General features: G+C 60.6%; 14 protein-coding genes. 12 read left to right on the top strand and 2 right to left on the bottom strand.

Annotated elements, in window-relative coordinates:
* Positions 1 to 288: 288 nt before the first annotated feature.
* The 12 genes from EC915_RS19410 (at position 289) to gspD (ending at position 10590) form a co-directional block, all read left to right on the top strand.
* Positions 289 to 516 (top strand): hypothetical protein, encoded by a 228-nt coding sequence (locus EC915_RS19410; protein ID WP_133752131.1) that lies wholly within the window; start codon positions 289 to 291, stop codon positions 514 to 516.
* 81 nt (positions 517 to 597) lie between these two features.
* A complete protein-coding gene (gspE, locus tag EC915_RS19405) occupies positions 598 to 2316 on the top strand; it encodes a type II secretion system ATPase GspE (RefSeq protein WP_372237931.1) in 1719 nt (572 codons plus the stop codon).
* Between the two features lie 2 nt (positions 2317 to 2318).
* The gene (gspF, locus tag EC915_RS19400) at positions 2319 to 3521 is read left to right on the top strand and encodes a type II secretion system inner membrane protein GspF (protein WP_133752129.1); all 1203 of its coding nucleotides are present in this window, start codon (positions 2319 to 2321) and stop codon (positions 3519 to 3521) included.
* Between the two features lie 10 nt (positions 3522 to 3531).
* A complete protein-coding gene (gspG, locus tag EC915_RS19395) occupies positions 3532 to 3957 on the top strand; it encodes a type II secretion system major pseudopilin GspG (protein WP_133752128.1) in 426 nt (141 codons plus the stop codon).
* 2 nt (positions 3958 to 3959) lie between these two features.
* Positions 3960 to 4397 carry a GspH/FimT family pseudopilin gene (locus tag EC915_RS19390; RefSeq protein ID WP_133752127.1) on the top strand — a complete coding sequence of 146 codons (438 nt, stop codon included), beginning with the start codon at positions 3960 to 3962 and terminating at the stop codon, positions 4395 to 4397.
* Positions 4394 to 4762, top strand: coding sequence for a prepilin-type N-terminal cleavage/methylation domain-containing protein (locus EC915_RS19385; RefSeq protein WP_133752126.1), 369 nt, complete (start codon positions 4394 to 4396; stop codon positions 4760 to 4762). Before EC915_RS19390 ends, EC915_RS19385 begins: the two co-directional genes overlap by 4 nt.
* Positions 4759 to 5370 carry a prepilin-type N-terminal cleavage/methylation domain-containing protein gene (locus EC915_RS19380; RefSeq protein ID WP_133752125.1) on the top strand — a complete coding sequence of 204 codons (612 nt, stop codon included), beginning with the start codon at positions 4759 to 4761 and terminating at the stop codon, positions 5368 to 5370. Before EC915_RS19385 ends, EC915_RS19380 begins: the two co-directional genes overlap by 4 nt.
* Positions 5367 to 6089, top strand: a complete 723-nt coding sequence (locus tag EC915_RS19375; protein ID WP_133752124.1) for a type II secretion system protein GspK — start codon at positions 5367 to 5369, stop codon at positions 6087 to 6089. The genes EC915_RS19380 and EC915_RS19375 overlap by 4 nt, the downstream gene beginning before the upstream one ends.
* Positions 6086 to 7117 (top strand): general secretion pathway protein GspL, encoded by a 1032-nt coding sequence (locus EC915_RS19370; protein ID WP_133752123.1) that lies wholly within the window; start codon positions 6086 to 6088, stop codon positions 7115 to 7117. The genes EC915_RS19375 and EC915_RS19370 overlap by 4 nt, the downstream gene beginning before the upstream one ends.
* On the top strand, positions 7107 to 7748 hold the full coding sequence (gene gspM, locus EC915_RS19365; protein WP_133752122.1) for a type II secretion system protein GspM: 642 nt from the start codon (positions 7107 to 7109) through the stop codon (positions 7746 to 7748). Before EC915_RS19370 ends, gspM begins: the two co-directional genes overlap by 11 nt.
* The gene (locus EC915_RS19360; RefSeq protein ID WP_133752121.1) at positions 7745 to 8260 is read left to right on the top strand and encodes a general secretion pathway protein GspN; all 516 of its coding nucleotides are present in this window, start codon (positions 7745 to 7747) and stop codon (positions 8258 to 8260) included. Before gspM ends, EC915_RS19360 begins: the two co-directional genes overlap by 4 nt.
* Positions 8257 to 10590 carry a type II secretion system secretin GspD gene (gene gspD, locus EC915_RS19355; RefSeq protein ID WP_166651040.1) on the top strand — a complete coding sequence of 778 codons (2334 nt, stop codon included), beginning with the start codon at positions 8257 to 8259 and terminating at the stop codon, positions 10588 to 10590. The genes EC915_RS19360 and gspD overlap by 4 nt, the downstream gene beginning before the upstream one ends.
* Before the next feature lie 69 nt (positions 10591 to 10659).
* On the opposite strand, the gene EC915_RS24895 is transcribed toward gspD, so the two are convergent.
* A complete protein-coding gene (locus tag EC915_RS24895) occupies positions 10660 to 10800 on the bottom strand; it encodes a hypothetical protein (RefSeq protein ID WP_166651039.1) in 141 nt (46 codons plus the stop codon).
* 274 nt (positions 10801 to 11074) lie between these two features.
* Complete coding sequence (locus EC915_RS19350) at positions 11075 to 12448, bottom strand: ABC transporter ATP-binding protein (RefSeq protein WP_133752120.1); 1374 nt, start codon at positions 12446 to 12448, stop codon at positions 11075 to 11077.
* Between the last annotated feature and the right edge of the window lie 237 nt (positions 12449 to 12685).

The following is a 12685-nucleotide window of genomic DNA, read 5'->3' as shown; positions in this document are numbered from 1 at the left end:
ATGGCAATAAGCCACTGATTAGCACGGGAATACCCGCTGCATTTAAATTAAGGCTTTTGTTTTCAGGCGAAGTCAAACAAAAAACAGACGACCGGTAAAACTTGTAATTTTTTGACACAACCACTGAACTACCGCTAAACCGACAGGTCTGTAGGTTTAGTGATTTTTCTGGATTCTGCCTGCAAACCTTGCAGGATGGGGTTTCCAGGCGGCAGAAGCGCCGCACCCAGCCCTTTTTCGGGGCCTGACACGTATTTCAAGCACGATATAAACACTGGAGACTACCCCATGAAAATGCCAATACTCGGCGCCCTTGCAGCAGTAACGATTGCGCTTTCCGGTGCGACTTTCGCTGCCGATTCCGATACACAGGAAAACGTTTCCGGCGCGTCTGACTCAACTGTAATGACTCAATCTCAAGATGCGAAAGTCGAGAAAAAACAGCATAAGCAAAATCAGGCTGATGAAAACAAACGCGGTCGCCCGGCAAATAAAACAGCACCTGCGTCAAACTAACGCATGCCCTTTATTCGCGCGTAACTCATCACCAAAGGGGGTCTCGAAAGAGGCCTCCGTTATTTGAAGCCCGCTGTGTCCATAACGTTGCCCCCCATCAATAGCCAAGACCTGACCGCACTTTCTGCCGAAGCGCTGTGTGGCTGGCTGCTGGCCCATGTAGGGCTCAAGACAGCTGACCTCGACCGCGCCCGACGGTTGGCGCAGGATGCCGACGGCAGCTCGCTGACCGAAATGTTGACGCGTCTGGGGCTGGTCTCGGAAATGGACCTGGCACGCGCCTGGGCATCGACCCTGAATGCACCGCTGCTCATGGCCGACGCCGTGCCGCTGCCCGCTGATGCCCTGCCAGCGCTCAGCGAGCGCTTCCTGCGGCACTATCGCCTATTGCCCATTGGCAAGCATGCCGATGGCGTTCATGTACTTGCGGCCAACCCCGGCAATGCCTATGCCTTCGACGCGCTGCGCTACGCCTGCCAGTTGCCGGTGTACGTCTCGGTGGGTGCCGCGAGCGAAGTGGACGGGCTGATCGAGCGCTTCTACGGCCAGGGTCGCTCGGCGATGGGCTCCTTGATCGAAACGCTGGATGAGCACAGTGGCGCCGAAGAGGACATTGAACATCTCAAGGACCTGGCGTCCGAGGCTCCGGTCATCCGCCTGGTCAACCTGATCCTGCAGCGCGCGGTCGAACAGCGCGCCTCCGACGTTCACATCGAACCCTTTGAAAGCCATCTCAAGGTGCGTTATCGCATCGACGGTGTGCTGCATGAAGCGGAAGCCCCACCGTCCAGTTCTTCGGCAGCGATCATTTCACGCCTCAAGATCATGGCCCGGCTGGATATTGCCGAACGGCGCCTGCCTCAGGATGGCCGCATCATGCTGCGCATTCAGGGCAAGGAGCTGGACTTGCGCGTCAGCACCGTGCCTACCAGTTTCGGCGAGTCGGTGGTCATGCGTCTGCTCGACCGCCAGACCGTGAGTTTTGACTTCCCAAGCCTGGGCATGGACGGCGAGCGTCTGCAGACTTTTCTCGACGTGCTGGAAAACCCCCACGGCATTCTGCTCGTTACCGGCCCCACCGGCTCCGGCAAAACCACCACGCTGTACACCGCGCTGTCGCGCCTGAATACCGCCGAACGCAAGATCATTACCGTAGAAGACCCGGTGGAATACCAGCTGGAAGGCATCAACCAGATTCAGGTGAAACCCGCCATCGGCCTGGACTTCGCCGGAGCCCTGCGCTCCATCGTGCGTCAGGACCCGGACGTGATCATGATCGGTGAGATGCGCGACCTGGAAACCTGCCGTATCGCGATCCAGTCCTCGCTGACCGGCCACCTGGTGCTTTCCACCCTGCACACCAACAGCGCTGCGGCGAGTATCACCCGGCTGCTGGACATGGGCGTCGAAAGCTACCTGATCGCCTCGACCGTCAAAGGCATTCTGGCCCAGCGTCTGGTGCGCAGGCTCGACCCTGTTACGCGAATCGCCTTTGAAGCGCCGCCACAGTTGGTGGCTGAACATGGTCTGGAACGTTTCACCGACCAGCGGCCGATTCTCCTCTATCGCCCGGCCAGCGAGTTGCCCGGCGGCGGCTATCACGGGCGCAGCGCAATCACCGAGTTGCTGGTGATGAACGAAGAGCTGCGTTCGCTACTGATGCGTCAGGCTGACGCCGCCACGCTGGAGCAAGCCGCCCGCCGCGGCGGGTTACGCACACTCTATGAAGAGGGTTTGCGCCAGGCTGTTGCAGGCGTCACTTCGCTTGAAGAGGTGCTGCGCGTTACGCGCGGCGACTGACCATGGCGCATTTCAAATACCGTGCACTGGATGCCGAAGGCGCCGTTCAGAAGGGTGCGCTGGAAGCCAGCGACCAAACAGCTGCGCTGACCACCCTGCAACAGCGTGGCCTGCTGGTATTGAGCCTGGACGCCAGTGCCGGTAGCGACTTGCGCGCCGTTATGCGTCGCAGTGCCATGAATGGCGCCGCGCTGGTCAGCTTCACCCAGCAACTGGCGACGCTGCTGGGCGCCGGTCAGCCGCTGGAGCGCGCGCTGGGCATTCTGCTCAGACAGACCCATGAGCCCAAACGCCAGGCATTGCTGGAGCGGGTGCGCGAACAGGTCAAGGCTGGCAAGCCGTTGAGTCAGGCGCTGGAAGAAGAACACGGCCAGTTTTCAGGCCTGTACATCAGCATGGTGCGTGCCGGTGAGGCCGGTGGGTCGCTGGAACACACGCTGCGTCAGCTCTCCGATTACCTTGAGCGCAGCCAGATGCTGCGCGGCGAAGTCATCAACGCGCTGATTTACCCGATCTTTCTGGTGGTCGGCGTGCTCGGCTCCCTGGCACTGCTGCTGGCTTACGTAGTGCCGCAGTTCGTACCGATTTTCCGCGACCTCGGCGTGCCCATCCCGCTGATCACCCAAGCCATTCTCTGGCTGGGCGAATTTCTCAGCGCCTATGGCCTGTTGTTGCTGGCAGCGATTGTGGTGTCGATCTGGAGCATCGCCATCATGCGTCGGGATCCGAAGCGACGTCAGCGTCACGACCGCCGCGTACTCCTGATCAAGGTCATCGGCCCGTTGCTGCAACGGGTGGAGGCCGCCCGACTGGCCCGCACCCTGGGCACCCTGCTGAGCAATGGCGTGGCGCTGTTGCAGGCGATGACCATCGTCCGTCAGGTGTGCGGCAACCACGCATTGCGCGCTCAGGTCGAGCACGCCACCGATTGGGTCAAGGGCGGCGGCACGCTGGCCCAGGCCTTCGGGGAACACCCGCTGCTGCCGGAACTGGCACTGCAAATGATCGAGGTCGGTGAGCAGGCCGGCAACCTGGACAGCATGTTGCTCAAGGTCGCCGACGTGTTCGACGTCGAGGCCAAGCGCGGCATAGACCGCCTGCTCGCGGCCCTTGTACCCACTCTGACCGTGGTCATGGCGGTGATGGTGGCGGTGATCATGCTCGCCATCATGCTGCCGCTGATGAGCCTTACCAGTAACATTTGAGGAAACACCCATGTCTCGTTTCAATCTTGCCCGCGGCCAGCGCCAGGGCGGTTTCACCCTGTTGGAAATGCTCGCCGTGATCGTGCTGCTGGGCATCGTCGCCACCATCGTCGTGCGCCAGGTCGGCGGTAATGTCGACAAAGGCAAATACGGTGCAGGCAAGGCGCAACTGGCCAGCCTGGGCATGAAGATCGAAAGTTATGGCCTGGATGTCGGCACCCCTCCGGCGAACTTGCAGCAACTGGTCAGCAAACCGGCGAACGCTCCAGGCTGGGCAGGTCCCTACGCCAAGCCATCGGACCTCAAGGACCCGTTCGGACATGCCTTCGGCTATCGCTACCCCGGCGAGCACGGCAGCTTTGACCTGATTTTCTATGGTCAGGACGGCCAGCCAGGCGGCGAAGGCTACAAGGCCGACATCGGTAACTGGGAATAAACATGCACGCCCTGCCCCGCGCCCGCGGCTTCACCCTGTTCGAACTGTTGGTGGTGATCGTGTTGATCGGCATCAGCGTCGCTCTGGTGGGCTATGGCGTGGGCAAAGGGTTGCAGGCCGCAGGTGAGCGCCGTGCGTTAAGCGCGACGGTTCAGGCGCTGCGCGCAGCCCGGGTGCAGGCCATTGTCACCGGGCAACCGGCACAGACTCGCTTTGACCTGCGTAACGGACGCTTTCAGGGTCCGCGACAAAAGGTTCAGCAGTTGCCGCGTGACATGCGGCTTACCTTGCAGACGGCCGATGGCCTGGGCTCGGCATTCGAGTTCTACCCCGATGGCGGCTCCAGCGGTGGTCACCTGCTGCTGTCACGCGGCGACAAACGTTGGCGCATCGACATCAACTGGCTGACGGGCAACGTTCAGTTGCGCACGCTCAATTGACCGCCCAGCGCGGCTTTACGTTGTTGGAAATGCTCGCTGCACTGGCTGTGCTGGCGCTGTGCAGCAGCGTGCTGGTGGTCGCATTCGGGCAAAGCGCGCGAGCGTTGCAGCAGGCGCAGCGCAGTGACCGATTGAGTCTGGCGGCGCGCTCATTGATGGATGAAGCCAGCGCCGGTCGCCTGGAATCAGGACGTACCGAAGGCCATTGGAGCGGCGTGAAGTGGCAACTGGATGTGAGCAGCCTGCCTGCCGGCAATGTCTCGGCACAGGCGTGGCGCCTGAACTTGTTAGTCAGTGATGGAGCCCGCCAGGCGCACTTCAGCAGTCTCCAAGTGCGCAGCGCGGGTTCGGGGGCCACTCGATGACACGCCGAATGCAGGGCTTCACGTTGCTCGAAGTACTGGTGGTGATCAGCCTGCTGGGCGTGCTGCTGACCCTGATCGGCGCCGCCATCACTGGTGCCAATCGCGCCATGGCCAAGGCTGAGCGCTACAGCACGCGTCTGGACGAAGTGCGCTCGACGCAGAATTTTCTGCATCGCGTAGTGGGTCAGGCGTTGCCCCTGGCAGCAGGTGCGCCGGGCGCTGAACAGTCCCCGATATTCACAGGCGATGCGCAGAGCATGACGTTCTACGCGCCGCTGCCGGCAACGCTGGGGGGAGGCTTGTATCGCTACAGCCTGGCGCTGGCCGCCGGCCACCGCTTGCAGGTCAGTCTGGAGCGCCTGCAAGGTCAGGCATTGCTGCCGATGGATGAACCGCAAGTGCTGCTGCATCAGGTGCAGAGCGTGCAGTTCAGCTACCGCGGCGTATCGCCCAAGGGTGAGGCCAGTGGCTGGCTGGACCAGTGGCCGTGGCCGGGGCGCCTGCCGCTTGGCGTGCGTATCAATGCTCAGCTTTCAGGTCCCGTGCCTTGGCCGATGCAGAGCATTGCCGTGCGCCTGGACTTGTCCGGCGAGGCCCATGCGCTATGAAGCGCCAACGCGGCGTCGCGCTGCTGCTGGTGCTGTGGGTACTGGCGCTGCTGAGCACCTTGCTGGCCGGATTGCTGGGCTGGGTGCACCTGCAGAACTGTCAGGCACTGTGGCAGCGGCAACAGACTCAGTCATTGCTGGCCGCTCAGGCGGGTATCGGCATGGCGGTGCTGGCGCAACTGGACCGCGATCCCGAGCGGCATTGGATTGCCGACGGTCAGGCCCATGAGTTGCGCTTTGACGATGCGCAACTGGCGGTCAGCCTGAACAGCGAGAAAGGCAAGCTGGATTTGAACACCGCCCCGGCCGAGGCGTTCGCGCATCTGGTAATGGCGTGCGGGGCAGCGCCGGAGCTGTCGCAGCGAATGGCGCAGTCACTGGAGCAACGTCGCGGTAGCGGGCGTGCGCCGTTGCGCATGATCGAAGAACTGCGCGAGCTGTCCGGCATGACCCAACCGCTGTATCAGTGCGCGGCCGACAACGTGACCCTATGGAGCGGCCAAACGATGCCGGATGCGCGCATGGCCTCGGCCTGGCTGCGCCGCGCGTTGAGCCTGCCGCAGGTCGCAGGCTTCACCCGGGATGCAGGTCCCGTGATCACCATCAGCAGTCAGGCGACATTGCCCGGCGGACACACCACGACGCTAAGCGTCACGCTCTTACTGAACCCATCGAAGGAGGGGACTCGACCTTACCGGGTCCTGCGCTGGCAAGAATGAAGCAATTACTTTTACAGCGTCTGACGCCCCTGCTCTCCCGGGTGCAGCGACATTGGCGCGACAGCCCGGCGCAACGTCTCTGGCAAGCCTGGCTGCGCGAACTGCAAGCGCTGCTGCCAGTGAGTGCGCGCGCCCGCTTGCTGCCGCAGGTTCGCGAACAGCAGGTCGGCTGGCCGCTGCCCGCCTCGTTTCATCCGCATGCAGGCGAACGCTTGGTTTTGCTGTTACCGGCCAGCATGGTTTTGGCGCAGCCACTGCAACTGCCGCTGGCTGCCCTGCGCGATCTGCACAGCGTGGTCGGCTTCGAACTGGACAAATACACCCCCTACCCGCGTGAGCAGATGCAGTACGTTGCGCGGGTGCTCGGCAAAGGCAAAACCCTGGCGCAGGTGCTACTGGTTGCCATCCTGCGTGAGCGTTTGCAGACGATTCTGGACAGCTGCGCAGAACAAGCGCTGGTCTTGCACCGCGTGGATTGCCGCAACGCCGACGGCCAGCCGCTGGGCATCGACTTATTGCCCGCCGGGCTCAAACCGCCACGCGTACGCAGTGCGCGTCTGCCACGTTATCTGGGCTGGGCCTGTGGCGTCTTGCTGCTGACCTGCATGGTGCTGTGGTTGGATGCTCGCTCGGCCATGGTTCTGAACATGCAGCACAGTGTCGAGCAACAGCGCACGCAGGTGCAGCAGGTACAGGAGTTGCGTCGTGAACTGAGCAATACGCAAGGTGCCGCGCGCTATCTGGCCCAGCAGAAGGCTGCCCAGCCGACGCTGAGCAGCGTGCTGGTGGACCTGACCGGCTGCCTGGGCGCCGACACGTGGGTGGAGCAGCTGGAAATATCGGACAGCGGCGCGGTTTCCATTACGGGTCAGAGCGCCGGAGCCAGCGCCTTGATCAGCCGCATGAAAGGCTGCAAGACCCTTCGCGACGTGCAGTTCCAGGGCATCATCCAGCCCGACGCGCAGACCGGGAAAGAACACTTTTCACTGCGCGCCCAATTACACCGGGAGGCCGCCGATGCGTCGTGATCTCAGCGCCCGCGAGCGACGCGGCGCCGCACTCATTGGCCTGGCCTTCGTGCTGGCAGCCGCATGGTGGCTGTTGGTGCAAAGCTGGTTCCTCGACCCCTTGCTGGCGTTAGAGGACCAGGCCGACACGCTGCGCGAACAGCAGCAGCGTTACGCCGGGGTCGTGGACCAACGCGAGACGCTGCAGCAGCAATTACAGGCAGCCCGCCGCGATCCTTCCAGCCGCAGCAGCCTGTTGCCCGGCGAAGACCCCAGCGCCGTGGCCGCCGAATTGATGCAGCGCACGCTGGACAAGGTCAAGGCCCATGCCAATGAAGGCCCTGGCTGCGAAGTGACGCAACGCATGCCGATCATGCCGGAGTCGGACAGTGCCGAGCCCTATCGACAGGTGAAGGTCAGCCTGACGCTGGAATGCGCCATGGAGCCGCTGACCAACCTGCTGCACGAACTGGAATACGCCCAGCCGTTTCTGTTCATCGACAACCTGAGCATTCGCCGCGCGACGACAGCACCGTCCAGAGGAGCTGCAGGCCGTCTACAAGTGCATCTGCTTTTACGCGGCTATCTGCAACAGGCCAAGGCTGCACAACCTCCGGCACCTTCATCTGCGCCCAAGGAGCCTGAAGCATGAAGCTCGACATCCTGACCCTCGGCCTGTTGGGCTCCGCCGCTTTGCTGGCGGGTGCAGCGGTGAGCCTGGCAAGCGGCGCAGGGCAGTCCGCGTCCTGGTTACCGCCCAGCCAGGCCCGCGAGACAGTCAACGTGGCGGCACCTGCGCCAATGGCAGACATGCCTGCGCAAGCGCTGGCACTGACGTGGCAGCAATCGATGTTCAGCCCTGATCGCCAGCCTGATCCGGTCAACGGCACTGCCGGCACCTCTTCGCTGGACGGCACGCGTCTGACCGGGGTGATCATCGACGGCCAGGCCCAGTGGGTGCTGCTGCAATTACCGGACAAACGCAACATAAAGCTTGCGGTCGGTAGCGCATTGGACAGTGGCTGGACCCTGACCGGCGTCACCCCGCAGCAAGCCACCTTTACCGGTCAAGGCCAGACTCGCCAACTGCGCCTGACCCTGCTTCGCCTTCCTCCGCCATCAAAAGCACATCCCATTACTCTTCCAAACGTACCCACACCATGAACAATCGCTACCCTGAGTTTTCCCGTTTGCGCAGCCCGCTGCTGTGCCTGGCCACCGCCGTGGCACTGGCCGGTTGCGCCTCTACCCCGGAGCGTTTCGACAACGACCCGGCCCTGATGCAGGAAGCACTCAATGGCACAGGTTCGCAGCGCGCCCCTGTGAGCGACGCACCCGTCGTCGCAGCGAACCCGGCGGCGGCGCCAGCCACCGCATCGGCCCGCCGGCAGATCATCCGCGGCAGCCAGACCTTCGTCCACGGCCCCGGCTCGGCCAAAGCCGTGCCCAATGCGCAAGGCACTGCCGATGCCAAGGCCGACATCGTTTTCAACTTCACCAATCAGCCCATCGAAGCCGTCATCAACAGCGTGATGGGTGACTTGCTGCATGAGAACTACAGCATCGCCCAAGGCGTGAAAGGCGACGTCAGCTTTTCCACCTCGCAGGCGGTCAACAAGCAACAGGCGCTATCGATTCTGGAGACCCTGCTGTCGTGGACCGACAATGCCATGATCCGCCAGGGTGATCGCTATGTGATCCTGCCAGCGAATCAGGCAGTGGCCGGTAAGCTGGTGCCCGAGATGCCGGTGTCCAGGCCCGCCAGCGGTTTGTCGGCGCGCCTCTACCCGCTGCGCTATATCTCGGCCACCGAGATGCAGAAGCTGCTCAAGCCCTTTGCCCGTGACAACGCGTTTCTGCTGGTCGATCCAGCGCGCAACGTGCTCAGCCTCGCAGGCACACCGGACGAGTTGGCCAATTATCAGGACACCATCGACACCTTCGACGTGGACTGGCTCAAAGGTATGTCGATCGGTGTGTACGGCTTGCAACGCGCCACCGTCGGCGAGCTGATGCCAGAGCTTCAGAAGATGTTCGGCCCTAACAGCGGCATGCCCCTGGCGGGCATGGTGCGTTTTCTGCCGATCGAACGGACCAATTCGGTGGTGGCCATTTCCGCGCAGCCCGCTTACCTGAGTGAAGTCGGCGACTGGATTCACACCATTGATGAAGGCGGCGGCAACGAGCCGCAAATGTACGTCTATGACGTGCGCAACATGAAGGCGTCCGATCTGGCCAAGTACTTGCGGCAGATCTACGGCAACGGGCAGATCAAGGACGATACGGCCGCCAAAGTGGCGCCGGGCCTGCGCACCCGCTCCTTGTCTTCACTTAACGGCAGCAGCACCAGCAGCGGCTCGGGCGTGGGCAGCATGAGCGGAACCGGCATGGGGGGAACGGGCCAAGGCCTGGGCTCGACCACGGGCAGCGGCAACAGTCAGGCCGGCCTGCAACAGGGCAGCGACGACTCGGACAACGACGACGCCGATGAAAGCGCCGACAGCAGCACCGCAGACCAGAGCACAGGCGGCACGGGCGGCACAGGCACTGCCGCCGCCAGCCAGCGTCTGGACGATAGCACGCGTATCACCGCCCAGAAGAGCAGCAATCAGTTGCTGGTTCGCACCCGTCCTGCGCAATGGGCAGAGATCGAAGCAGCCATCAAACGTCTGGATAACGCGCCGCTGCAGGTGCAGATCGAGACCCGCATTCTGGAAGTCAACCTCAGCGGTGAGCTGGACCTGGGCGTGCAGTGGTATCTGGGGCGTCTGGCGGGTAATTCCACCAGCACCACCGTTGCCAACACGACAGGCAGTCAAGGCGCGCTGGGCGGGGGCGGTGCCGGGTTGGGTACGACGGATTCGCTGTTCTATTCATTCGTCAGCAGCAATTTGCAGTTTGCCCTGCACGCCCTGGAAACCAGCGGGCGCACGCAAGTGCTGTCGGCGCCGTCGCTGGTGGTGATGAACAATCAGCAGGCGCAGATTCAGGTAGGCGACAACATTCCGATCAGCCAGACCACCGTCAACACCAGTACATCGGACACCACGCTGAGCAGCGTCGAATACGTGCAGACCGGGGTGATTCTGGATGTCGTGCCGCGCATCAACCCGGGTGGCCTTGTGTACATGGATATCCAGCAGCAGGTCAGCGATGCCGACAGCACCGCGACCACCGACACCAACGGCAACCCGCGCATCTCTACCCGGTCGGTGTCGACCCAGGTCGCGGTACAAAGTGGACAGACCGTGTTGCTGGGCGGGTTGATCAAGCAGGACAACAGCGACACGGTGTCGGCAGTGCCTTACCTGGGACGCGTACCTGGCCTGCGCTGGCTGTTCGGCAACACCAGCAAGACCAAGAAGCGCACGGAGTTGATCGTGCTGATCACGCCGCGAGTTGTCACCAGCAGCAGTCAAGCGCGACAAGTGACGGATGATTACCGCCAGCAGTTGCAATTGATCAGACCTGCGCAGAGCGTGCAGCCCATGTAAGCCTGGCAAGGCCTTGCGACACCTGAGCCCGGCTTGTGCCAGGCTCAGACCTCAAAGGGCCGGGCCGTATCAATCCACCAACGCGTCTTCCTTGAGGCGTTCGGCGTTGGCAACGGGCTTGGCATCGGGCGCTATCAAGTCTCTGGCAAAGGTGCCGTCCACTTCGCCCTTGAAGAAGTTCTTGCCGTAAATCAGCAGGCACAGCACCACGCCAATTCCGAAATATTCGAAGCCCTGCAGCCTTCGCGCAGTGTTTCCCGCGGTGGCCGGATGCTGATACTACCTCGCACGCAAGTCGTGATGGCGGCATATCTGCTCGGGCCCGAGCGGCGGAGCCTGTCATTGAACGTGTGAACCTGCTTCGCGCAGCAGGATGGCGCTCACAGCATTGCGCTGCTGAGGCGGAGTAAGGGGTCTATCGCGGACAACCACCAGCTGTCGTGTAGCGAGGATAGGGTCAAGACGACGCGGAAGTTTTGCATCGCTACGAGCTCAACGGGGTCTTCAACGCATAATGCTGGGGATCACCGTCATGTCTGACTTCAATGATCAGGAGGGTATTGGCTCTCTCGACAAGCAGCTTGTCTATTGCATTCCTGTGCCAGGGATCCAGATTGGCATCCCACTCATCCAAAAATAATACGTTCAAGTTTTGCTGCAGTGCCTGGGTAATCTGATATAGGCGTTGTTCCCCAGTGGACAACCCCTCCTCCCCCTCAAAAAGCGCAACATCAGACAGTAGCAGGATCGATTCCGGAAGCATGGACTTGATCGTTTTTAACAACGAGGTTTTACCCGATCCATTTCGTCCGACCACCAAAAATCGTCCAGACGATACTGTTGAACCACACAACTGACTAAGAAAAAGAGAAGGCTCGACAAGCTGATCCGTATGAAGATCCCTGATCAATAGCTCGTGATGTTTAATTTGCTCGCTAAACTGTTGCTGATCCAGAGATCCAAAAAAACCGGCCAGGTTGCTGATCTTTTTTCGGTACAGGATGAATTTACTCGCATAGAGACTCATCGAGTGCACACTACCGAACAGCTGTAGGGAGCGAGGCAGTATCGCAATGATTACCCCCCACTCTGACTCGCGCCCGGGAAAAACAATGACATAGCTTACAAGAGCGATTACTGCGATGAATATTGGTCCACACGCTACTGTCTGCTCAAGCCTGGCGTAGGCACTGCGCCCGAGCGCATAGTCATCCGCCCTTGTACGGAACGTCTCAGATGCTTCCAGCCGCATAGCTGAGTTTCCGTTCAAACTCTTGGACCAAAGAGCGTCAATCCCATTGACCACCTGAAGTCGCCGCCTTTGAATTTCCGTTGCCCAGCGTCCAATTCTTTCCTTGCCAACCCTGACAAAAACATAGGACACCAAAATGGTTGCAGCAATGAGCAGGGTGACAATCCCGCCGAGTAAAACGTGGAAAACATATAGCGTAAACACGACACTTGAAGTGACACTGATGAGGCCATAGTAAATCGAAATTGCGCCATCCATTGTGGCCGGCGCCTCACTGCCCAACCAACCTTGTATTACCATTCGATTTTTGGCAGATGAGTATGTTTGCTGGTTACCTACACTATTAATAACTGCACATGCGTAGTCGCGCCACAAGCAGGCTTTCAATCGCGCGGCAACCAACTCAATGAAAGCGCTTACCACATAGGCGGCAAGAGCGATCAAAAAAAAGGCAATTATTTTATCTTTCAGCAGATCCAGGTTATTCAGTGCCAAGGCTTTCCCCGCGCCACCAGTTGATAGGTGGATACAGCCCTTAACGCCTGCTGCACCAGGATCAATATCACACCGAATAAAAAGCTGGAGTTTTTCCAGATCATCACTCAACCTCTAAAACAGAAAAATATAATGCAACCTACTGCCAGCGCACAACATATGAGCTTTAATGCATGTCGCCATAGCTCCCACCTGCACCCATTTAGTTTTTTCCGAGCAAGCTTCACTTGAAGTAGTTCATGTTGGGATGCTGCCGGGATATAAAATCGTTTGATGAAAGACTTTAAAAATTTCATTCTGGCCAGTACGTTATAATGTGAGGGCTCAAGAAACATGAGATCACCCGCC

The sequence above is a fragment of the Pseudomonas sp. LP_7_YM genome, assembly GCF_004364435.1.
Taxonomy (GTDB): domain Bacteria; phylum Pseudomonadota; class Gammaproteobacteria; order Pseudomonadales; family Pseudomonadaceae; genus Aquipseudomonas.
The sequence above is the reverse complement of the archived record's forward strand: the minus strand, read 5'-3'. Positions and strand labels throughout refer to the sequence as shown.